General features: G+C 70.2%; 25 protein-coding genes. 13 read left to right on the top strand and 12 right to left on the bottom strand.

All coding sequences use genetic code 11. The annotated features are described in order from the left end of the window. The first annotated feature begins 3 nt into the window (after nucleotides 1-3). From G361_RS0120810 to G361_RS0120785, 6 genes are all read left to right on the top strand, one after another. On the top strand, nucleotides 4-912 hold the full coding sequence (locus G361_RS0120810; RefSeq protein ID WP_019929042.1) for a metallophosphoesterase: 909 nt from the start codon (nucleotides 4-6) through the stop codon (nucleotides 910-912). Between the two features lie 123 nt (nucleotides 913-1035). After that, complete coding sequence (locus G361_RS0120805; protein WP_019929041.1) at nucleotides 1036-2289, top strand: amidohydrolase family protein; 1254 nt, start codon at nucleotides 1036-1038, stop codon at nucleotides 2287-2289. 27 nt (nucleotides 2290-2316) lie between these two features. Further along, nucleotides 2317-3594, top strand: coding sequence for an NADH-ubiquinone oxidoreductase-F iron-sulfur binding region domain-containing protein (locus G361_RS0120800; protein ID WP_026343301.1), 1278 nt, complete (start codon nucleotides 2317-2319; stop codon nucleotides 3592-3594). Beyond that, the gene (locus G361_RS0120795; protein WP_019929039.1) at nucleotides 3591-3800 is read left to right on the top strand and encodes a ferredoxin; all 210 of its coding nucleotides are present in this window, start codon (nucleotides 3591-3593) and stop codon (nucleotides 3798-3800) included. Before G361_RS0120800 ends, G361_RS0120795 begins: the two co-directional genes overlap by 4 nt. Before the next feature lie 186 nt (nucleotides 3801-3986). Beyond that, complete coding sequence (locus tag G361_RS44310; protein ID WP_036494186.1) at nucleotides 3987-4613, top strand: TetR/AcrR family transcriptional regulator; 627 nt, start codon at nucleotides 3987-3989, stop codon at nucleotides 4611-4613. Nucleotides 4614-4638: 25 nt separating this feature from the next. Further along, the gene (locus G361_RS0120785) at nucleotides 4639-5703 is read left to right on the top strand and encodes an XdhC family protein (protein WP_019929037.1); all 1065 of its coding nucleotides are present in this window, start codon (nucleotides 4639-4641) and stop codon (nucleotides 5701-5703) included. 1 nt (nucleotide 5704) lies between these two features. Here the strand turns inward: G361_RS0120785 and G361_RS0120780 are convergent, their stop codons facing one another. From G361_RS0120780 to G361_RS0120750, 7 genes are all read right to left on the bottom strand, one after another. Next, the gene (locus G361_RS0120780) at nucleotides 5705-6571 is read right to left on the bottom strand and encodes an SAM-dependent methyltransferase (protein ID WP_019929036.1); all 867 of its coding nucleotides are present in this window, start codon (nucleotides 6569-6571) and stop codon (nucleotides 5705-5707) included. Between the two features lies 1 nt (nucleotide 6572). Continuing rightward, nucleotides 6573-6917 carry a glyoxalase/bleomycin resistance/extradiol dioxygenase family protein gene (locus G361_RS0120775; protein ID WP_019929035.1) on the bottom strand — a complete coding sequence of 115 codons (345 nt, stop codon included), beginning with the start codon at nucleotides 6915-6917 and terminating at the stop codon, nucleotides 6573-6575. Nucleotides 6918-6921: 4 nt separating this feature from the next. Continuing rightward, on the bottom strand, nucleotides 6922-7086 hold the full coding sequence (locus G361_RS44305; RefSeq protein WP_019929034.1) for a ribbon-helix-helix domain-containing protein: 165 nt from the start codon (nucleotides 7084-7086) through the stop codon (nucleotides 6922-6924). Nucleotides 7087-7124: 38 nt separating this feature from the next. Next, on the bottom strand, nucleotides 7125-8006 hold the full coding sequence (locus tag G361_RS0120765; protein WP_019929033.1) for a trans-aconitate 2-methyltransferase: 882 nt from the start codon (nucleotides 8004-8006) through the stop codon (nucleotides 7125-7127). Nucleotides 8007-8079: 73 nt separating this feature from the next. After that, complete coding sequence (locus G361_RS0120760; RefSeq protein ID WP_019929032.1) at nucleotides 8080-8955, bottom strand: LLM class F420-dependent oxidoreductase; 876 nt, start codon at nucleotides 8953-8955, stop codon at nucleotides 8080-8082. 32 nt (nucleotides 8956-8987) lie between these two features. Then, the gene (locus G361_RS44300; RefSeq protein WP_019929031.1) at nucleotides 8988-10478 is read right to left on the bottom strand and encodes an NAD(P)/FAD-dependent oxidoreductase; all 1491 of its coding nucleotides are present in this window, start codon (nucleotides 10476-10478) and stop codon (nucleotides 8988-8990) included. A gap of 157 nt (nucleotides 10479-10635) precedes the next feature. Further along, on the bottom strand, nucleotides 10636-11100 hold the full coding sequence (locus tag G361_RS0120750; RefSeq protein ID WP_019929030.1) for a PPOX class F420-dependent oxidoreductase: 465 nt from the start codon (nucleotides 11098-11100) through the stop codon (nucleotides 10636-10638). Nucleotides 11101-11164: 64 nt separating this feature from the next. Here G361_RS0120750 and G361_RS0120745 point away from each other — a divergent pair, with 64 nt between their 5' ends. Together G361_RS0120745 and G361_RS0120740 are read left to right on the top strand one after the other, a co-directional pair. Next, nucleotides 11165-11584: a MerR family transcriptional regulator gene (locus G361_RS0120745; protein ID WP_019929029.1), complete on the top strand. Its 420-nt coding sequence runs from the start codon at nucleotides 11165-11167 to the stop codon at nucleotides 11582-11584. 149 nt (nucleotides 11585-11733) lie between these two features. After that, on the top strand, nucleotides 11734-12156 hold the full coding sequence (locus tag G361_RS0120740; RefSeq protein ID WP_155981523.1) for a hypothetical protein: 423 nt from the start codon (nucleotides 11734-11736) through the stop codon (nucleotides 12154-12156). Here G361_RS0120740 and G361_RS0120735 read toward each other — a convergent pair. Then, entirely contained in the window at nucleotides 12128-13330 is a 1203-nt protein-coding gene (locus G361_RS0120735) for an FAD-dependent monooxygenase (protein ID WP_026343297.1), read from the bottom strand. The genes G361_RS0120740 and G361_RS0120735 overlap by 29 nt on opposite strands. A 92-nt stretch (nucleotides 13331-13422) precedes the next feature. On the opposite strand from G361_RS0120735, the gene G361_RS0120730 reads away from it, so the two are divergent. Beyond that, nucleotides 13423-14160, top strand: coding sequence for a TetR family transcriptional regulator (locus tag G361_RS0120730; protein ID WP_019929026.1), 738 nt, complete (start codon nucleotides 13423-13425; stop codon nucleotides 14158-14160). Between the two features lie 22 nt (nucleotides 14161-14182). Here G361_RS0120730 and G361_RS44295 read toward each other — a convergent pair whose 3' ends face one another. Continuing rightward, entirely contained in the window at nucleotides 14183-14767 is a 585-nt protein-coding gene (locus G361_RS44295; protein WP_019929025.1) for a TetR/AcrR family transcriptional regulator, read from the bottom strand. An 81-nt stretch (nucleotides 14768-14848) separates the two neighbouring features. Between G361_RS44295 and G361_RS0120720 the strand changes: the two genes are divergently transcribed. Further along, nucleotides 14849-15763, top strand: a complete 915-nt coding sequence (locus G361_RS0120720; protein ID WP_019929024.1) for an oxidoreductase — start codon at nucleotides 14849-14851, stop codon at nucleotides 15761-15763. Nucleotides 15764-15793: 30 nt separating this feature from the next. On the opposite strand, the gene G361_RS0120715 is transcribed toward G361_RS0120720, so the two are convergent. Next, nucleotides 15794-16723 (bottom strand): LysR family transcriptional regulator, encoded by a 930-nt coding sequence (locus G361_RS0120715; protein WP_019929023.1) that lies wholly within the window; start codon nucleotides 16721-16723, stop codon nucleotides 15794-15796. Between the two features lie 93 nt (nucleotides 16724-16816). Between G361_RS0120715 and G361_RS0120710 the strand changes: the two genes are divergently transcribed. Both G361_RS0120710 and G361_RS0120705 read left to right on the top strand, forming a co-directional pair. After that, complete coding sequence (locus G361_RS0120710; RefSeq protein WP_019929022.1) at nucleotides 16817-18001, top strand: YbfB/YjiJ family MFS transporter; 1185 nt, start codon at nucleotides 16817-16819, stop codon at nucleotides 17999-18001. A 416-nt stretch (nucleotides 18002-18417) separates the two neighbouring features. Next, nucleotides 18418-19137 (top strand): helix-turn-helix domain-containing protein, encoded by a 720-nt coding sequence (locus G361_RS0120705; protein ID WP_019929021.1) that lies wholly within the window; start codon nucleotides 18418-18420, stop codon nucleotides 19135-19137. Here G361_RS0120705 and G361_RS0120700 read toward each other — a convergent pair. Both G361_RS0120700 and G361_RS0120695 read right to left on the bottom strand, forming a co-directional pair. Then, complete coding sequence (locus tag G361_RS0120700) at nucleotides 19116-19769, bottom strand: class I SAM-dependent methyltransferase (RefSeq protein ID WP_019929020.1); 654 nt, start codon at nucleotides 19767-19769, stop codon at nucleotides 19116-19118. The two genes, G361_RS0120705 and G361_RS0120700, sit on opposite strands and share 22 nt — an antisense overlap. A gap of 51 nt (nucleotides 19770-19820) precedes the next feature. Then, a complete protein-coding gene (locus tag G361_RS0120695; RefSeq protein ID WP_019929019.1) occupies nucleotides 19821-20405 on the bottom strand; it encodes a helix-turn-helix domain-containing protein in 585 nt (194 codons plus the stop codon). Between the two features lie 87 nt (nucleotides 20406-20492). Here G361_RS0120695 and G361_RS0120690 point away from each other — a divergent pair, with 87 nt between their 5' ends. After that, nucleotides 20493-21710, top strand: a complete 1218-nt coding sequence (locus G361_RS0120690) for an aminotransferase class I/II-fold pyridoxal phosphate-dependent enzyme (protein ID WP_019929018.1) — start codon at nucleotides 20493-20495, stop codon at nucleotides 21708-21710. Nucleotides 21711-21723 lie beyond the last annotated feature (13 nt).

Raw genomic sequence — 21723 nt, 5'->3', positions numbered from 1 at the left:
GGGATGAACCGCCGGGAACTGCTGCGGCACTCCGCCTGGTTCGGGGCGGCGGTCGGCCTGGCGGTGGCCGGCGGCGAGGTGATCTCGCAGGTCGCCGGCGCGCCGATCGCGCGCGCCGACGCCGCGCGCCCGGATCTGCGCTTCGTGCAGCTGTCCGACAGTCATATCGGCTTCCAGGGGCCGGCCAATGCCGATGTCGCGGCCAGTTTCGGGGAGGCGATCGGCCGGGTGAACTCGCTCGGGTACGCGCCGGATTTCGTGATCCACACCGGCGATCTCACCCATCTGTCCACCCCGGAGCAGTTCGACCAGGTGAAGCAGATGCTGCTCGGCCTGAACACCCCGCACGTGTTCACCGTGCCGGGCGAACACGATTCGGTCGACGACGCAGGCCAGAAATATCGGTCGGTGTTCGGCCGGGGCACCCGCGGCGACGGCTGGTACAGCTTCGACATCGCCGGCGTGCACGTGATCGCCCTGGTGAACACGCTGAATCTGCAGAGCCTCGGCCATCTGGGCACCGATCAGGTGGACTTCGTCCGCAAGGATGTCGCGGGCCTGCGACCGGACACCCCGATCGTGGTGTTCAGCCATATCCCGCTGTTCGCGATGTATCCCCAGTGGGGATGGGGGACCGACGACGCCATGCAGGTGCTGAGCCTGCTGAGCCGCTTCGATTCGGTGACCTGCCTCAACGGCCACGTGCATCAGCTGTTCAGCAAGACCGAGGACAAGGTCACCTTCCACAGCGCCACGACCACCGCGTATCCGCTGCCGCATCCCGGCGACGGTCCGGCCCCGAAACCGGTGACGCTCCCACCGGGGCAACTGCACGCGGCACTCGGCGTCCGCGAGGTCAGCTATCGGAAGGGACAGCAGGCCCTGGCGGTCACCGATACGCCGCTGCCCTGATCGCGGGGGAATTCGCCGCTTCCACTCCCGTCGGAGAGTGATATTCTCCGATAAAGAGATGACCAATCTCCAGAATGTAGTCGGGGTCGAGTGTGGTGGTCCCGGGAGCAGTGAGGTGTCAGGGTGAACATCGACGACATGATCTTGGTGAGCATCGATGACCATGTGGTCGAGCCGATCGACATGTTCGAAGGCCGCGTCCCGGCGAAGTGGGTGGACCTGGCTCCCAAGGTGGTCGTCGACGACAAGGGCATCGACCGCTGGGTCTACCGGGGCCGCCCCACCGGCGTCGCGGGCCTGAACGCGGTCGTCACCTGGCCGGCCGAGGAGTGGGACCGCGACCCGGCGGGCTACGCCGAGATGCGGCCGGCGGTCTACGACATCCACGAGCGGGTGCGGGACATGAACGTCAACGGTGTGTTCGGGTCCATGTGCTTCCCGACCTTCACCGGATTCTCGGCCGGGCACCTGTCCCACCTCAAGGACGAGATCACCGTCGGCATGATCTCCATCTACAACGACTGGCACATCGACGAGTGGGCCGGCGCCTATCCGGACCGGTTCATCTCGATCGCGATCCTGCCGATGTGGGATCCGCAGCTGGCCGTGGCCGAGATCGAGCGGGTCGCCGCGCGCGGGGTGCGCGCGGTGACCATGCCCGAGCTGCCGCACATCGACGGCCTGCCCAGCTATTTCGACATCGAGTACTGGGGCCCGGTGTTCCAGGCGCTGCAGGACCACGACGTGGTGATGTGCCTGCACATCGGCCAGGGCTTCGGCGCGCTGAAGCTGGCCCCCGACGCCCCGATCGACAACCTGATGGTGCTGGCCCCCAGCGTGTCCCAGTTGGCCATCCAGGATCTGCTGTGGGGTCCGGCGCTGCGCAGCTATCCGGGCCTGAAGATCGCGCTGTCCGAGGGTGGCATCGGCTGGATCCCGTTCTACCTGGATCGCTCCGATCGCCACTACACCAACCAGAAGTGGCTGCGCCGCGATTTCGGCGGCAAGCTGCCCAGCGACGTGTTCCGCGAGCATGTGCTGGCCTGCTACGTCACCGACAAGACGTCGCTGAAGTTGCGGCGCGAGATCGGCATCGAGAACATCGCGTGGGAATGCGACTACCCGCACTCGGATTCGTACTGGCCGGACGCGCCGGAGCTGGTGCTGTCCGAGCTGCAGGCCGTCGGCGCCGACGACACCGAGATCGACAAGATCACCTGGCAGAACGCGTGCACGTTCTTCGGCTGGGATCCGTTCGCCCGCACCGCGCGTGCGCAGGCCACCGTCGGCGCGCTGCGTGCGCAGGCCACCGACGTGGACACCTCGACCCGCACCCGCGCGGAGTACGCGCGCCTGTACGCCCAGCGCGTCGCCTGATCCCGTCCCCGCGAGATGGAAGACCTGATGACCGGACAATTGAATGTCGGTGTGGCCGAAGGCTGTACGCCGAGGCTGCTGCGTGACCTCACCGATACCGAATCGCTCGGCGCCTACCGGGACACCGGCGGTTACGCCGCGCTGCCCGATCCCGAGACGTTCGTGACCACCGTCACCGACGGCGGCCTGCTCGGCCGCGGCGGTGCCGCATTCCCGTTGGGCCGCAAGCTGTCCACCGTGCGCAATGCCGGGGTACGGCCCGTGGTGCTCGCCAATGGTGAAGAGGGCGAACCGGCTTCGGTGAAGGATCGCTGGTTGCTGCGCTACCGGCCGCATCTGGTGCTGGACGGCCTGCGGCTGGCCGCGCACACCGTCGGCGCCGATCGGGCCGTGCTCTACGTGTCCGATCCCGCCGCAGCCCGCGCGGTGGCCGCCGCGATCGCCGACTTCGACGGCGTATTGGGCGGCGCCGCACTGGATCTGGTCACCGTGGACCCCGGCTATGTGGCGGGGGAGGAGACCGCGGCGGTGCGCGCGGTCAACGGCGGTCCGGCGAAGCCGACCGACAAGCCGCCGCGGCCGTTCCAGGAGGGCGTCGACGGCCGGCCGACCCTGGTGAGCAATGTGGAGACGCTGGCGCACCTGCCGTATCTGCTGGCGCACGGCGCCGCGGAGTTCCGGTCGGTGGGCACCCCCGGGTCGCCGGGCACCTTCCTGTCCACCGTCACCGGCGCCGGCGCACCGGTGACCTACGAGCTCCCGCACGGCACCCCCGTGCCGGAACTGCTCGCCCGGCACGGTGTTTCGCCCGACCGGGTGACCGGTCTGCTGCTCGGCGGCTACTTCAACGGCCTGATCAACCGGCGCGTACTGGACGCGAGCATGGATCACGAGACGCTGCGCGGTCTCGGCGCGGGCCTCGGCTGTGGCGCCATCGCGGTGCTCACCGAGCAGACCTGCGCGGTCGCGGTGGCCGCGGCGGTGCTGCGGTACTTCGATCGGGAGAACGCCGGGCAGTGCGGCTCGTGCTTCAACGGCACCGCCGCCATGGCCGCCGCCGCCGAGGCGCTGCGCGACGGCCTGGCCACCGGCGAGGATCTCGACCGGCTGCGCCGCTGGTCGACGGTGCTCCGCGGCCGCGGCGCCTGCGGCACACTGGATGCGGCGACGAATGTCGCGGCGAGCCTGTTCGCCGAATTCCCGGACGAGGTGTCCGCGCATCTCGGCGGCGCGTGCCCTACCTGCGCCGCGCATCCGTACACCGCCGTCCGCCCGTTCGAAGTGGAAGCTGGGGAGCTGGTATGAAAGTCCGTCTGGATCGCACCCTCTGCGACGGGTTCGGGATCTGCGCCAAGCACGCCCCCGAGTATTTCCCGCTCGACGACTGGGGTTATGCCTCGATGGAACGCAACGGTGACGACGTCCCCGCGGCCGACCACGGCGCCGTGCAGCGCGCCCTGCTGGACTGCCCGGTGCACGCCATCATCGAAATGAAGAACGGCACAAAGTAATTCGACACCGGACGGACCGGCGCTCCCGCACACCGCGGGTGGCGCCGGTCCGTTCGTGTCGCACACCCGGTGCGATATTCCGGAGGACGTCCCCACCTGCGCGTAGTCCGTGAAATCGGGCGCGGAAACCGGTAAGCTGAACAGGTGTTAAGCGCGCCGAACGGGACAGTCGAGCAGAATGTTCGCATGACCTCGACGCGCCGTATGGGTACCGAGCACTCCAAGACCCGTCACCAGCTGCTCGACATCGTGGAGCGGCTGATGCTGGAGGAGGGCTACGCCGCCGTCGGTATCCGCCGGGTGGCGCGGGAGGCGGGGGTCACCCCGCCGTTGGTGCACTACTACTTCCAGACCCTGGACGACATGTTCATCGCGGCGCTGGACCGCCGGGCCGAGCAGTTGCAGGTCCGCCAGGCGCAGATCCTGGAATCGGCGGAACATCCGCTGCGGGTGATGTGGGAGCTGGCCAATCAGCCCGCCGGCACCACGCTCACCAACGAGTTCGCCGCACTGGCCGCGCACCGCAAGAAGATCCGCTCGCATCTGGCCGACTACGCGCAGCGCTATCGCACGCTGCAGCTGTCGGTGCTGACCCGGTACCTGGAACAGCGCGGCCACAGCATGTACGGCATCGCGCCCGAGGCCGCGATCTTCCTGATGACCGCGATCTGCCAGGTCCGCATCCGCGAGGAGTCGCTGGGCATGACCACCGGCCACGCCGAGGCGCTCGCCCTCGTCGATCAATTCATCGCGCGGCTCGAGGGCGACGACCCCGCGACCGCCACCGCACCGGCCGCCGGCGCGGACGGCTGACCCGCCTGCCGAGAGGATGTGTGCGATGCGCGAACTGGCCGCCGAACTGTCGGCGTGGCATGCGGCGGGACGCAGCTTCGCCGTGGCGACGATCGTGGACGTCACCGGCAGCGCACCGCGGCCCGCCGGCGCCACCATGGCCGTCGGCGCCGACGGCGCGGTACTCGGCAGCTTGTCCGGCGGCTGTGTCGAGGGCGCGGTGTACGAGTTGTGCCGCGAGGTACTGGAATCCGGACGGCCCGTGCGAGAGACGTTCGGCTACAGCGAATCCGACCCGTTCGCGGCCGGTCTGACCTGCGGCGGTGCGCTGGACGTGTTCGTGCACCGCGTCACCGCGGCCGACCACGCCGTCCTGGACGCGGTCCTGTACGGCCCGGAACCCGTTGCGCTGGTGCGGGATCTGCGCACCGGCACGCTGCTGGCGCTGGCCGGTGACGAGGTCGTCGGCGGCCCGCTGCCCGCCGAGGTGGTCGCCGAGGCGTCGGCCATGCTGGACACCGGCGCCACCGGCCTGCGCGTGGTCGGCTGCGAACCGGCCGAGGTGACCGTCTTCGTCGAATCCTTCACTCCGCCACCGCGAATGATCATCGTCGGCGCGATCGACTTCGCCGCCGCGGTCGCGAGCATCGGCCGCTTCCTCGGCTACCACGTGACGGTCTGCGACGCCCGGCCGGTGTTCGCCACCGCCGCGCGGTTCCCGGACGCCGACGAGGTGGTCGTCGAATGGCCGAACCGCTATCTGGCGCGGGCCCGCATCGATTCCCGCACCGTCGTCTGCGTGCTCACGCACGACCCGAAATTCGACATCCCGGTGCTGGAACTGGTGCTGCGGCTGCCGATCGCCTACGTCGGCGCGCTCGGTTCCCGCCGCGCCGACCGGGACCGCCGCGACCATCTGCGCGCGGCGGGCCTCACCGAAACCGAACTGGCGCGGCTGCATTCGCCGATCGGCCTGAATCTCGGCGGCCGGACCCCGGCGGAGACCGCGGTCGCGATCGCCGCCGAGATCGTCGCGCACCGCCGCGGCGGCACCACCCGCCCGCTGTCCGCGACCGACGACCCGATCCACGCGATGCGGCCGAGCGCCTGACTCAGGTGCGGGCGACGAGCAGATCCTCACCGCTGGACGGGCGCAGCCCGTCGGTGCGATCCGCGAAATAGCGGTCGCCCAGCGCCTTTCCGGAGACGTGCCGGACCTCCGCGAAGCCTGCCGACCGGGCCAGCGCCAGCATGTCGTCGGGGGCGTAGAAGCTGAGGAACGGCGTACCCGCGGCCTGCGCGCCGCGCTGCGACATCTCGAGGCCCGTGCGATCGGCCTCGTCCACCAGTTCGGCGGGCAGCAGGAAGGTCATCACCACCGTGGAACCCGGTGCGAGACCGGCCGATCGGCGCAGAGTGGCGGCGGTGGCCTCGCGGGTGAGATACATCGAGACCCCGGCCGAGGCCACCACGGCGGGACGCGCCGCGTCGAAACCGCCGGCGCGCACCTTCTCCCACCAATCCTCACCGGCCTCGAAATCGACCGGCACCAACCGCAACCACTCCGGGACGCCGTAGCCCAGCTCGATCAGCCGATGCCGCTTCCAGGCCTGGGTGCCGGGCCGCTCGACCTCGAAAACCCGTAGCCGGGAACCGAGATCGGCCCGCCGCTGCGCGAAGGTGTCCAAACCCGCACCGAGCAACAGATATTGGCCGACACCCGCGTCCACCTGCTCGGTCACCAGATCCTCGATGAACCGGGCCCGCGCCACGATCGATGCCCGGAATCCGGCGGTGCCCTGCGGATGCATATCGCCCCGCTCGCGCCAGCCCGGCTCGGGATCGACCAGCCGCAGGCCCACGTCGTCCGCCAGGACGGGCGGCGCGGCGTCGACCTCCAGATGCCGCGCGCGCCACAGCGCGACCCGGACAGCGGTGTTGTCCGGCGGTTCGAGACGGTCGTCCGGCACGGTCCCCACCTCAGTTCTTTCCCGGAGCCTGGATGCTCCACAGCCGGCCGTCGGGGTCGCGGACGGTCATCTCCCGCGTGCCGAAATGGGTGTCCGCGAATTCGGTGACCACCTCGACCGCCGGATCGGGCCGGAAGGCGTCCGCGTCGGCCACCTTCAGCACCAGCTGTGCCTCGGCCGGCCGATCCTCGGGCACCTCGGCGACGAACACGTACGGCCCCTGCGCCGCCCGCAACTGCCCGGAGTTGTGGCCGGTGTCGAAATCGAGCCGGAAACCCAAGGCCTGGAAGAACTTCGCGGCCTTCCCCCAATTGTGCGTGGTGAGGAACACCGCCTCGATCCCGTCGGTGGTCATCCGTTCACTCCTCTTGCGTCGATGGCTGTCCGTGGGCCTCGAGATAGTCCCGCAGCGCCGCGGCGACCAGCGCCGACAGCGACGAGCCCGACTCGATGGCGTGCAGCTTGACCTGCTTGATCAGCTCGACCGGCAGGTACACGTTGAACTGTTTGACGTTCTCGCCCACGCACCGATGCTAGCATGCTAGCAATCTAGCAACAAGGCTCAGTTCTCCGGCCGGCGAGCGAAGTGCACGGTCTTGGCGGTGAGCAGATAGACGTCCGGCCGCTGGTCGACACCGGCCGGATCGGCGGGATCGAGCAGCCGGTCCAGCGCGGCCAGGTCGTCGGCCTCGAGCAGATCGCCGAGGGAGTCGCGGTGGCGTTGCAGATCCTGGCGCACCCAGTGCCGCGGCGTCCCGGTCAGCGGCGCCGGGCGGTCCACCAGATAGCTGCGGCTGTGTGCGTCGATCAGGCCCGCGGTGCGCAGCATCTCCGGCCAATCCTCCACCACCGCAACCGATCCCGGCAGTTCCGCGCGCATCCGCTCGAATCGCTCCCCGACCAGCGCGTCCAGGCGCACCTGCAGTCCCGGCCGCCCGAAGCCGATATCGCGTGGCAGGGTGCGCCGGGGCAGCCCGCCCTCGGCGACGGCCAGCACGCCGCCGGGCCGCAGCCGCGCCGCCAGGGCCGCCAGCGCGCCCACCTGATCGCCGACGTGATGCATCACATGCGAGGTCCAGATCAGATCCGCCTCCGGCAGGTCGGCCAGCGCCGCCGGGAAATTCCCCTGCCGGGTCAGCAGCCGCACCCCCAGCCGCTGCGCCCGGCGCCGCGCGTGCTCGAGCAGTTCGGGAGTGCCGTCCACGGCCACGACCTCCGCTCGCGGGAATCGCTGCGCGAGCAGGCACGCCGCGACACCGGGTCCACTGCCGATGTCGAGGACGCGCTCCGGCTCGAGGTCGGCGAGGTCGGCGAAGGCGCCGTCCAGGAACGGCTGGAATGCCTCCGCCTCGCCCACCAGGACCTCGGCCATCCCGGCCCAGTCGAAGTCGCCGACGGCGGTGTGATGGTGCTGATGCTGCTGGGTGCCATGGCTGTGCGTCATGCCACGACTGTGCGTGACGCCGTCTATTCTGGCAAATTTCGTTGCCGAATCGGCAAAAAAGTTACGGGTTCGGTCAGGACCGCAATGCCGCGATCAGCGGTGCGAATTTCGCCATGTTCGGTTCCAGCACGGTCAGGTAATTGATCCCGAATCGCTCCCGCCGCTCCCGCAGCCGATCGGCCATCTCGGTGTGGTCGCCGACCAGCACCATCGGCACCTCCTCGACGCGCTCGAGCAGCTCCGGCGGCAGGTGCGCGGCCATCCGCTCGACCAGCTCCGGCCGCTCGTCCGGGGTCGCCAGCGCCTGCAACAGCAGATTGAACTCGACCTTGTCCTGCCGCGGGCCCAGCAGCTCACGCACGTACGCCACCCGCCGGTCCAGGGCCTCGGGGCCGGCGCCGGTGAGATGCCCGCTGTCGTCGGTGCCGGCGCCGGTGAACGCGATCACGTCCGCGTGTTCGGCGGCCACCCGCAGCAACCGGTCACCCCAGCCCGCGATGAGCAGCGGCGGCCCGCCCGGCCGGGCCGGCTGCGGCTGGTAGTCGCTGTCGCCGAACAACTTCCGGAACGTCGATACGGTTTCCGCCAGCTGCTCGACCCGTTGTCGGCCGGTCGGGAAGGGGATTCCCGCCGCCTCGAACTCGGCCTTCACATACCCCGCGCCGAGCCCGATCTCGGCCCGTCCGTCGGTGAGCCGATCGACCGTGGCCACCTCGCGCGCCAGCAGCACCGGGTTGTAGAACGGCACGTTGAGGACGAAGGAATTCACGCGGATCCGCTCGGTGGCCTCCGCGGCCAGCACCATCGCCGGGAACGGCGCGGGCAGCCCGAGATGGTCGGGCACGCCGATCACATCGAATCCGAGTTCCTCTGCCCGGCGGCACTTTTCGATCCATTCCGACCGGGAGCCGAGGGAGAGCATGTTGACGCCGAACCTGAAGTCACCCATGGCTCCTGCCTACCATGTCCGGCGCGGCGTCGTCAGCCCGCGGCCGGGCCCCCGGTCCGGGCCCGCGCCCGCTCGGCGGCGACACCCCGGTAGCGGGCCGGCGAGAACGTCCCGGCGTATTCGGCGAACGCGTTCCGGCTGCGGCGCACCGGCAACCGCATATCGGTCATCAGCTCATCGATGTGGTGCAGCAGATGTGGTCCGACGAAGAACCCCTCCCTGCGCGCCGGGAGCTCGGCCGCGATCCAGTCGTGCACCCGCGCGATCTCCGCGTGCATCGCCTCGGCCGCCGGCAGGTCCAGCTCCCCGCGGAAGTGCTGGGACAGCCAGTGCGCCGAGATCTCCGAACTCAGCTGGCACGCGACCGACGACGCGTAGCCCACGAACCCGAGCCCCGGCACCTCCGGCGGCAGAATGTGCCGATAGAGGTGGAAACGACCGTCGCGCAACACCTCCGCCGTCAGCTCCTGCGCCAGGAACGGCAGTTGCGTCCGCCAGCCCGTGCCGAACACCACCACATCCGCGCCGATCCGCTCGCCGCTGCCGAGCCGGATCTCGTGCGGGCCGGTGAATTCCGCGATCACGTCCCGCCGCAACGTGATCCGGCCGGTCCGGACCGCCGCGAAGAATTCCGAGGCCATCCCGATGTTCTCGAATCCGGCCGGCAGTGGCTGCGCCGGAACCATGATCGCGGGCATCCGCTGGGTGATGCGGAAGAGCTGTCCCATGGCCCACATCAACGCCGCGGGCAGCCATCGGCCGGGCCCGTGCAGCACCTTCTCGGCCGCCGAGAGGTGGTGATACCGGAACAGCAGTTCGGTCGGCCGATTGATCAGCACCCGATCGCTGGGAACGCCACCGGGCAGGAATCGCGGCGCCATCCAATGTGGTTGCCGGAACACCAGTGTGCAGTCCCGGGCCCGCTCGGCGGCCCAGGCGGCGCAGTCCAGGGCCGACTTCCCGGCGCCGACCACCACGACCCGCTGTCCGGTGAACAGCTCGGGTGCGGTCGCGGCACTCGAGTGCACGGCCGTCCCCTCGAACCGCTCGGCCCCGGCGATCTCCGGGATATGCGGTGCGGAGAAGGTACCCGCGCAGATCACGACGAAATCGCAAGCCACGGTGTCGTTCCCGTCCGGGCCGCGGGTCTCCACCGCGAATCCGGAACCCGCGCGCGCGACCCGCACCACCTCGGTCGACAACCGGACGGCCGACTCCAGCTCGAAGCGGCGGGCATACGAATCCAGGTAGCCGCGAATCTGTTCCGCATCCGGATAGTGGTTCGCCGCGGCCTCGTACGGGTGGTCGGAGAATGCGTACGTCTCCCGGGAGTTGTTGGCGCGCAGGCCCGGATAGGTGCGCGATGCGGCCCACACGCCGCCGATCGTCTCCGCTCGTTCGAAGACGATCACCTCGAACCCGTCCTCGCGCAACACCTTCGCGGTCACCAGCCCCGCGATGCCCGCGCCGACGACACCGACCCGTCGCCGCGATCCCGCATCGCCGCTTCCCGGCACCGTCATGACTTTCCCTCCGAGCGATCCGTCCGCCACCCGACCGCGACAGCTGTCGATCTTCCGTCCGATGACCTTCAGATTGTCTGCCAGTTCCGCGATTCTCGCGAGCAGTTCGGGCCGATGCCCCGCCGGTGCCGCCGGTCGCGCGACCGGCCTTGCCCGATCAACGGAATTGTGGCGGTACCGGATCCAACTCGACCCGCACGATCGCGCTGTCCGTCCACAACGTCCCGGTCCGGGTCCGGCGCACCTTCTCGGCCAGGCTCAGCGTCCGGTGGACGTTCACCACGCCGGGGATGCGGATCATCGGGACGACGTTCCACTGCCAGCCGTAACGCTCGTGCAGCGCTCGGTTCGCGGCCTCGGCCTCCTCGCCGGCGAGGATCGTGGCCTGTCCGGTGACCGGCGCGGTATCGCCGGTGATCCGGCCGCGGTGATCGCACGGGCGTAACTCCACGGCCGGGGTCACCGCGAGCCGCCGGGTCTTCGGGCCGATCTTGGTACGGAACACCAGGGTGGTGCCGTCCAGCCGGAACCAGATCGGGGTGTCGACCGCGGTGCCGTCGCGCCGATGACTGCGCAGCAGGGCGTAACGGGACCGGGCCAGCTCGGGGTACGGGTTCGACATGCCGGTATTCAACGACTTCGAGTCGACTGGAAGTCAAGCCCGGTATCGGGCCATGATCGGAGGCATGACCGCAGCGCTGTCCATCGGTGAGGTCGCCCGGCGCTCCGGTGTCGCGGCGACGACACTGCGCTACTACGAGGATCGCGGGCTGCTGCGGCCGCCGGAGCGGGTCGGCGGGCGCCGGCGCTACGACGAATCCGTGCTGATCCGGCTGCGGGCCATCGAGATCTGCAAGGCGTCCGGCTTCGGGCTCGACGAGATCGCCGCGCTGCTCGCGGACGAGGCCCCGGGTCGTCCCGCGAGCCGGGCCCTGGCGGTGGCGAAGCTGGCCGACATCGATGCGCGCATGGCCGTCCTCGCGCAGGCGCGGGCCCTCATCGAGGGGGGCCTGCGCTGCACCTGCCCCTCGCTCGAGGCCTGTACCTGCGGTGTCCATCCGCCGGTGGGAAGCCCGAATCCCCGGATAGTCGACTCCGTTGGATAACCTCCGATAAAGTAAGGGCCGGAACGACTCCCGCTGACGCACCGTTGCGATGTCGTGGGGGGTCCGCCCGGGTGGGTACGGCTGGATCGGGTAGTCCGGCGACGAGATTCGTTACGCGGGAAGGACATCGACTGATGACGGTGCGGCGCATGGCAGCGGGGGTTGCGGCAGCGGCGGGGATCGCCGCGGCGGTATGTGGCACGGGGCCGGCGCAGGCCGATCCGCTGCCGCAATTGCCGCCCTTCGGCACCACCCTGTTCACCTTCGGAGACGCGAATTTCTGTGCGGGAGCGATCAATGTGGCGCTGGAGGCCGCGCCGCACGCCCCCGGTCACGTGCTCGCGCACGTGACGCCGTCGGGATATCTGCACGGCCCCTGCGGTAATCACGTCTCGCTGGGCTGGCTCGGTTCGCAGGGGCTGCGTTCCGCGGATGTCTACGTGCACTCCAACGGGCAGCCCGGACAGACCGTCACCACGGACCTGTGGGTCGGCATGGGCGTCGCCAAGATCATGGCCGCCAGCTGGCCGATGCAGGGCAACTTCACGGAGTGGTATCTGTACGTGCCGTAGTCAGCGGTTCGGTGTTGCGGGGGGCCATGATTCGCTCCATCCCCGCCATCGACTCCAGCACCGGCAGCCGCGTGAGGGTGTTGCGAATCGCGATGCCCGCGCGAGTCTTCGGCACGAGCAGGCGCAGATTCGGCCCGATCCGCTGCCTGCGGCCGACCGACGGCCGGTGCGCGCGCTCGTAGCGCGGGAACGCCTGCTCGTGATCGCCGTCGGCCGCGGCGAGTTCGTCGGCGAGCCGATAGGCGCCGGTCAGCGCGAGTTCGGCGCCGCCGCCGGAAACCGGTGAGGCGCAATGGGCGGCGTCACCGATCAGCACCACCCGCCCGCTGGCCCAGCTCGGCAGGTGGACCTGCGCGAGCGCGTCGAAGTACATCTCGTCGTCCGCGAGCACGGATTCGAGCAGTTGCGCGACGTGCCACGCCGGATCCTTCCCGAACCGCTCGGTCAGCGCGCGGCGTGCGGCCGCGGGCTCGCGCGGGTCGAATTCCCTTCGCGGACTGCGGAATGCGAGGTAGGCCTTGGCCTGTGGATGGCTGCCCGATCGATAGACCCCGGCCATCGCGCCCGGGGTGTTGTACACCGTGACCCAGCGGTCCGGGCCCAGCGCCGGATCCGCGTCGCCGAAGGCGAAGTAATGGTCCAGATGACGCACGAAGCGCTGTTCCGGACCGAAGACCAGACGGCGCACCGTCGAATGCAGTCCGTCGGCGCCGACGACCAGATCGAATCTCCGCCGCCCGGCGCGCTCGAATTCGGCCGTGACCCCGTCGCTGTCCGGTTCGAGCGCCGAGATCGACTCGCCGAACAGGTATTCCACCGTGCCGCCGTTGGCGTCGTGCAGCAGCCGGACCAGATCGCCGCGCATGATCTCGACCTCGTCGCTGCCGATCCGCTCCTTGATCCTCGCCATGTCCACCTCCCCGCGGCGGCGGCCGTCCGCGTCGACGAACCGCATCCCGAGCACATCGGCGGCCGCGGATCGCACCTGCGCCGTCAGCCCCATCCGTTCGATGACCTCGATGGCCCGCTCGCGCACGTCCACACCCTGGCCGCCGCGCCGCAGCCCCGCCGCGCGTTCCACGATCGTGGGCCGGAAGCCATGGCGCGCAAGCCAATACGCGAGCGTCTCGCCGGCGATACCCGCACCCGAGATGAGTACCCGTGAATTTCTCATAATCGCATCCTGTCTCAAAAATATTGACCATTGGTCAGTGATGCCACCATAGGATGCTGACCGCTGGTCAGTCAAGGCGTAGGATCGGGCCCGTGATCGACGATTCCCGTGCGCGCATCCTGGCGGTGTCGCTCGAGCTGTTCGCCGAGCGCGGCCATCACGCCGTCACCGTCCGGGAGATCGCCGACCGGGTCGGGCTCACCAAAACCGCTGTGCTCTACCACTTTCCGAGTAAAGGCGATATCGTCGCCGCGCTGGTCGAGCCGTTGCTGACCGAGAGCGAGGCAGTGGTGGCGGCCGCGACGGCCCTCGGCGATCCGGGGGACCGGGCCTGGGCGGTGGTGGTGGGCCTGCTGGACGTGTGGCTGACCTACCGCACGCTGTTGCGGATCCAGATGCAGGACCAGTCACTGGCCGCCGACGAGCGGACCTTCGAGCGCCTGCGGGATTTCGCGGTGGCGGTGCACGAGTCGATCGCCGGGCCGGACGCCGATCTCACCGACCGGGTCCGGGCGGCGCAGGTCTACGCGATGCTCAGCGATCCGGTGGTCCTGTTCGGCGACGAGCCCGCCGGCCCGCTGCGCACCGCGATCCTGGCCGGTGTCGCGCGGCTGCTCGGCAGGTCCGGGCCGGTGCCGGCGGCGCGTCCGGTCGCCGCGGCCGCCCCCGCTCGACCCGCGCGCCGCGGCCGTCCCGGTGTGATGTCCGCCGAGATGATCGAGACCGCCCGCCGGATGCGCGACGCCGGCGAGGGTTCCGTCGACGAGATCGCGGCCCGGCTCGGGGTCTCGCGCGCCACGCTCTATCGGCATCTCACCGAATCTCGATAGCCGCGTCGCGATGACGGCCTATTTATGAGACGGATTCCGAGACATCGCGGGGGAGCGGGCCGAGCGCCCGCCGGGCGAGGTCCAGCCAGCGCAACTGCTCCGATTCCGGGACACTGTCGCTGGGGGCGGTGGTCAGCAGCAGGATCACGTCGTCCACGGTGACGTCGGCGTACAGCGCGCCGTTGCGATGCGCGGCGGCCACCAGCCGTTCGACCACGGTGCGGCCCCGCTCCTGGACCCGGCGCAGCGAATCGGCGGCCGGGTCCGCGGCGGTGAAGCGCAGCAACCGCTCCTGCCGTACCTCCAACACGATATTGGCCAGCAGCCCGGTGATCTCGTCCTCGGGCCGGGTCGCCCCGTCCTCGACGCGATCGGCTGCGGCGGTGAGGGATTCGTCGATCGAGGTGGACAGGTCGTCGACGATCGCTTCCAGCAGAACGGCTTTCGAGGGGAAGTGGCGGTAGAGCGTACCGACGGCGACCCCGGCTGCGGCGGCGATCTCGTCCATCCCGACCTCGGGGCCGGTGGTGATCACCAGATCACGCGCCGCCTCGACGATCGCTGTTCGATTGCGCTGCGCGTCCGCGCGACGGCGCCTGTCGGTCATCCGGTCACCATACTTGCCTAGAACATGAACGGCTGGTTCACTTTTAAGGTGAACTTGGGGTTCATGTTAGGAGGGCGCACGATGAGCACCTGGACCGAGACCCATATTCCCGATCAGCACGGCCGTGTCGCGGTCGTCACCGGTGCGAACACCGGGCTCGGATTCGAGACGGCGCGGGCGCTGGCCGAACACGGCGCCACCGTCGTGCTGGCCTGCCGGAACGCGGATCGGGCCCGCGCCGCGGCCGCGCGCATCGCGGAAACCGCTCCGTCAGTGCGGGTTGACACCGAATCGCTGGATCTGGCCTCCCTCGACTCGGTACGCACCGCCGCCGCCGCGCTGCGCGATCGCTACGACCACATCGATCTGCTGATCAACAATGCCGGCGTCACCGGCCTGCGCGGTGTCACCGCCGACGGATTCGAGAATCAGTTCGGCATCAATCATCTCGGCCATTTCGCGCTGACCGGCCTGTTGCTCGACCGGGTGATCGCGGCCCCCGCGGGCCGGGTCGTCACCGTGAGCAGCCTCGGCCACCGCGCCGGGCGCATCGAGGCCACCGATCCGGCCGCCCCGGGCGGAAACACCTACGGCAAGTCGAAACTCGCGAATCTGCTGTTCACCTACGCGCTGGACCGCCGGCTGTCCGCCACCGCCGCGCGGTCGCTCGCCGCTCATCCGGGCGGGGCGAACACCGAGGTCGCCCGGTATGCGCCCGCACCCGTGCGCGCGCTCAACCGCGGGCTGACCGTCCTGCTGGGCCGCACACCCGCGATGGGTGCGCTGCCCACCCTGCGCGCGGCCACCGATCCCGGCGCGTCCGGCAGCGAATTCTACGGTCCCGCAGGACTTCTGGAGGTCCGTGGCTATCCGGTGGTGGTAGAGCCGGCCGAACGCGCTCGTGATCGGGAGCGCCAGGACCGGCTGTGGGAGGTCTCGGAGGAGCTCACCGGCGTCCGCTACCCGGATCCGGCGGTGGCCGAACAGCTCGGCTGATCTCACCGGAAACCGTTGCCGCGCACGGTGTCACCCGGTCGATCGGTGCGGATCGTCGGCGGGCAGCCAGATCCCGGCGGTCCCGAGCCCCGGATCGCCTGCCTGCCGGCAGATCGCGTCCGCGGCGTCCGCGGCGGCCACGACGGCGGGCCGGTTCCCGTCCCGGCGCGTGACCAGCGACCAGGTCCACACCGGCTCCGGCGCGACGATCGGATGCCGCACGAGATCCGCCGGCAGCGTGGCGGTTTGGCCCTTCGGGCAGTTCAGGACCGGGCGGCGCAGGGCCCGTACGTGATCGAAGAAGGCCGGACCGGTGATGCCGCCGTCGTGGATGCGGACGATCGGCGCACCGGTGTCGTGAGCGAACTGCTCCGCGAACACATTCCACGACAGCCAGGCCGTATCGTCGTCGTCGACCGGCACCGCGACGTCCCGGGCCCGGATCGGATTCCCGTCGCGGGCGGTCGATACGGCGTAGAGCCGGTCGGCGCCGAGCAGCCGCGCTCGCAGCCGATAGCGGGTGAGGTCGCCGGTCCGGACCCAGCACACCGCGAGGTCCAGACTGCCGTCGCCGACCCGCGCCGCCTGGGTGTGGGACGGCGCGACCCAGGTGTCGAGATGCAGCCGGGCGATCCCGGCCACCCGTTCGCTCAGCTCGGCGGGCAGCCAGTTGACATAGCCGAGCCGCACCGATTCCGAACCCGCGAATCCCGCGGCGCGGCGGCGCAGATCGTCGGCCCGGTCCAGCAGCACGCGCACGTGCGGGAGCAGCGCGGTTCCGGCCGGGGTGAGCGCGACACTGCGCCGATCGCGGACGAACAGCGCCACGCCGAGATCCCGCTCCAGCGCCTTGATCTGCTGCGACAGCGAGGGCCCCGCGATCAGCAGCCGCTTCGCCGCGCGGCCGAAGTTCAGTTCCTCGGCGACGGCCACGAAGTAACCGAGCTGGCGCAGCTCCATACACCCGATGCTACGTGCGGTGGGAGGTTGCGCCTATCAGACGGGAGCAAGCCGGTCGTGGCGGCCGGCCGCCGGGAAATCCCACCATGAGGCGTGACCTTCGTGAATTCCCCGATCGAGCGCTCGCGTCCGTGGGGGCTGGTCGGCCGCGCCGGCGCCGCCCTCGCCGCCGGGATGGGCGTCGGCCGTTTCGTCTACACCCCCATCCTGCCGCTGATGACCGCGCAGGCCGATCTGAGCCCGGCGGCGAGCGCGGGACTGGCCACCGCCAACTACCTCGGCTACCTGCTCGGCGCCCTGATCGGTGTGGCGGCCCCCGCCCGGACCCGTTCGTGCCCGATGTTCCGGGGTGCGCTGGTCCTGCTGGTCGGCACCGTCGCGGCGATGCCGCTGACCCGGACCACCGCGGTGTGGCTGGCGCTGCGCCTGCTCGCCGGGGCCGCCAGCGCCGTTATCTTCGTCGTCGCCGCCGGAGTGTTGCTGGATCGGCTGCGTGACCGGCACGCCCATCTGGCCGGTTGGGGGATCGGCGGGGTCGGGGCCGGAATCGCCGGCTCGGGCCTGTTGGTGCTGCTGGTGCGCGAGATCGGTGACTGGCGGGCCGCATGGTGGGCGGCAGCGGCGCTGACCGCGCTGTTCACGGTGGCGGGCTGGTCGTTGCCGCTCGATCGCGGCGACGCCGCACAACCCGCCACACACCGGCCGTCGTCGCATCGCTGGTTCGCGGCCCTGTTCACCAGTTACACCCTCGAGGGCATCGGGTACGTCATCGCGGGCACCTTCCTGGTCGCCGCCATCGACCAGGGCGCACACGGCCCGCTCGGCACCGCGGCCTGGGTGCTGGTCGGCGTGGCGGCCGCACCGTCGGCGGCCCTGTGGACGTGGCTCGTCCACTACTGGTCGCGGCCGTCGCTGCTCCTGGCCGCACTGGTGTTGCAGGCGGTGGGTATCGCCCTGCCGGCCGTGATCGACGGCACCGCCGCCGCGGCGATCGCGTCGATCCTGTTCGGCGCCACCTTCCTCGGTGTCGCCACCCTGTCGCTGGCGGTCGGCACCCACCTGAACTTCCCGCGTTCGGTGGCCCTGCTGACCGTCGGCTATTCGGTCGGCCAGATCCTCGGCCCGCTGGTCGTCACCCCACTCCTGCACCACGGCTATCGGCAGGCACTGCTGCTCGGCGCACTGACGGTCCTCGCCGCGGCGGCCGCGGCGGCGCTACTGCGCATCGGCTACCCACATCGCCTCGGCACCCCCGAACCGGTGGGCAGCGCGGCGTGATCACCCTGGTCGACGGGCACTCGCCGTCGCGGTTCGAACCGGAAGTTGTTCCGATGCAACCATTCCCAGAGTCGCCGGGCAAATTTCAGGACAAACGTTCACAGAGCTGCCCGACACCGGCGCTGTCTCGTCGCCGAGTGCGGCTGTGCCCGGCCGTCGCCAGTGCGAGTGCCGCACCGAACCCGTGGATCTCGAGAGCCCGTGCTGTAGCGGAAGGTGTTTCAGGACAACCGTTCCCGGAGTTGCCCGACATCGTCGCCGTCGAGCTCGTCGTGGCACCGCCATGCGCCTGGCCATCGCCGGTGCGAGTGCGTCACCGGGCCCGTGGATCTCGGGACCGGCGCCGGTGCGAACCGCCTCGAACGGTCGGTGCCCGGGTCCCACACCGGTCGGTCACGTGCGGCACGATCGAGGGTGTGGTGATCGACCCGGCGCAGGTGCACCGCTTCGCCATCGGCGACGGCTATGCCGTCTACCGTGGCCCGGCGGGGGATTCCGCCTTCCACCGGCACGCCGCCTTCCAGATCGCCGTCGCCGAGCGCGGCGAGATCACCATGATCGACCCGGCCGGGACCGTCCACCATGGGAAGGCACTGCTGGTCCTGCCGATGATGAGGCATCGCATGCTCGCCGCCGAGCACCTGCGCACGTGCTACATCGAGCCGCAGTCCGCGCCGGCCGACCGGTTGCGCGCACTCGCCGAGCGGGCGGACCCCGCCGGACGCGGCGGTAGCGGTATCGTCGCTGTCCCCGAACTCGAGGGTTTCCGCGCGGAGGACATCGCCGGTGCGGGTCCGTCCGGCGAGCTCGATCCCCGGCTCGTCACCGCCTTGAACCTGTTGCGGGACGGCGCAGTCACGCTGCCCGAACTGCCTGTGCTGGTGGGGCTTTCGCCACAGCGGCTGCGCACGCTCGCCCGCGAGCAGGTCGGTATGCCGCTGGCCCGGTGGCGCATCTGGGCACAGCTGCGCCGGGCCACCGAGGCGCTGGGTGCGGGGGAGCCGCTCGCGACGGCCGCGATCACGGCCGGCTTCGCCGATCAGGCGCACTTCACCCGCCGGATGCGCGAAATGATGGGCCTCACACCGGCGATGGTGCTGGCGGCGCTGACCGATCAGTCCCGGCGCGCGACATAGATCGAGATCGATCCGGTCACCGTGGCGATCACCTCGGCCTCCCGGACCTCGCGAAAACCGCCGGCCGACAGCAGTTCCGGCAGCACCCCGTCCGCATTGGGCTGGGTGTCGGCCCTGCCGTCGGCCAGCTGGACACCCCGGAAACCGAAGCGCATCAACGCGGTTCGCTGTAGTCCGTAGTCGGCGACGACCACCTTGCCGCCGGGCCGCAGCGCCTCGTACATCGCGGCGAGGACAGATCGCTTCACCGCCATCGGGCATTGGTGCAGCACGAGACTGGACACCACGGTGTCGGCCGCGCCGGTGCCCACCAGTTCCGGCAGTGCGTCACCCATGCCGGTGAGCCACCGCACCGGCGCACCGGCCGCGGCCGCCTTGCGCTGCGCGGTCGCCAGCACCTCGGCATCCGGATCGACGCCCACGATCCGGGCCCGCGGCTCCACCCGGGCCAGCAGCAGGGACAGCGATCCGGTGCCACACCCCACGTCGACGATCAGATCGTCCGGTCGCGGGGCGATATGGGCGACGGTCAGTGCCCGCCACAGTCGTTCGCGGGTCAGCGTGATCACGGCATCGTAGAACCGGGTGGGTGCGAACCGGCCCAGGGCCGGGGTGAAGGTCTGCTCGGTCATGCCCACAGTCTCGAAGGCCGGTGCGGCCGCGGTCTTGAACGAACCGCTCGATCAGGGCGCCGGCGCCCAGGTGCCCGCGTCGGCGAGGGACAGTTCGCCGGCGGCCACGGCGGTCGCCGTCTCCCAGTCCAGGCGCAGTTCCGCGTCCGGTTCCGGCGCGGGTCCGTCGTGATGGGTGATCCCGTCCGCGCCGACGACGATGTGGAATGTGGTGTCGCCGATGTGGACGGTCACCGTACCGGCGGTGATCCGCTCGGCGACGGCCCGGCCCAGCGGCAGCGCGAACCAGTGTGCGCGCACCGCGTCGGTGGGCCGGCGCTCGCCGAGAAGCGTTGTGCCCCAGGCGGACAACGCGTCGAGCACCGGGCGCAGCGCCGCGCCCTCGGCGGTCAGCTCGTAGACCGCGGTCGTCGCGCGCGGACCGACCCGGTGCCGGGTCAGGATGCCGTCGCCTTCGAGGTCCTTCAGCCGGGCCGCGAGCACATCGGTACTGATGCCGGGCAGATCGGCGAACAGATCGCTGTAGCGGCGCGGGCCGGCGCAGAGTTCGCGGATCACCAGCAGACTCCAGCGGTCGCCGACGACGTCGAGGGCGCGGCTGGCGGCGCAGTAGTGGCTGTAGCTTCGGCGGGGCACACGCCCACTGTAGGCCAACGCTTGGAAATTCCAAGCACGAACTTGGAAAAACCAAGTAGAGTGTCCGTCAACCGCATCGGAAAGAGGATGTTCATGCAGGTCAAACAGTCGAGCAAGCTGACGGGCGTTTCCTACGAGATCCGCGGCCCGGTGGCCGAGCAGGCGGCCCGGCTGGAGGCCGAGGGGCATCACGTGGTGAAACTCAACACGGGCAACCCGCTGCTGTTCGGTTTCGAGGCGCCCGCGGAGATCCTCCAGGACATCGTCCGCTCGCTGCCGGCGTCGAGCGGCTACTCCTCGTCGAAGGGCCTGCTGCCCGCGCGGCGCGCGGTGGTGCAGTACTACCAGACCCTCGGCGTGGACGACCTCGACGTCGAGGAGGTGTTCCTCGGCAACGGCGTCTCCGAGCTGATCATGATGGCCATGACCGCGCTGCTGGAGAACGGCGACGAGGTGCTGATCCCCGCGCCGGACTTCCCGCTGTGGACCGCCGCCACCACCCTCAACGGTGGCCGCCCGGTGCACTACCTCTGCGACGAGGGCTCGGACTGGTATCCGGACTGCGCCGACATCGAGGCGAAGATCACCGACCGCACCCGCGCGATCGTGATCATCAACCCGAACAACCCCACCGGCGCGGTCTATCCGCCGGAGGTGCTGCACCAGATCCTGGAGATCGCCCGCCGGAACAACCTGGTGGTGTTCGCCGACGAGATCTACGACAAGATCCGCTACGACGGTTCGGAGCACACCGCCGTCGCCGCGCTGGCGCCGGATCTGTTGTGCCTCACCTTCTCCGGGCTGTCGAAGGCCTACCGGTGCGCGGGATTCCGCTCCGGCTGGCTGGCCGTGTCCGGCCCGACCCAGCACGCGGAGAACTACCTGGAGGGCCTGTCGATGCTCGCGGGCCTCCGCCTGTGCGCGAATGTACCTGCGCAGCAGGCGATTCAGGCCGCGCTCGGCGGATATCAGAGCATCGGCGATCTGGTGCTGCCCGGCGGCCGGCTGCGCGAACAGCGCGACCGGGCCTGGGAGGCGCTCAACGCGATCCCGGGTGTCTCCTGTGTGAAGCCGGCGGGCGCGCTCTACGCCTTCCCCCGCATCGATCTGGACATGTACCGGATCCACGACGACGAGCGATTCGTGCTGGATCTGCTGCTGCAGGAGAAGCTGCACATCGTGCAGGGCACCGGCTTCAATTGGCCGCGCCCCGACCACTTCCGCATCATCACCCTGCCCTACGCCGACGAACTCGAGGCGCTCATCGAGCGCATCGGCCGATTCCTGGCCACCTACAAGCAGTAGCCGCTGCTCTCAC

The organism is Nocardia sp. BMG111209 (genome assembly GCF_000381925.1).
Lineage (GTDB): Bacteria > Actinomycetota > Actinomycetes > Mycobacteriales > Mycobacteriaceae > Nocardia.
This window is presented reverse-complemented; position numbering and strand designations above follow the sequence as displayed.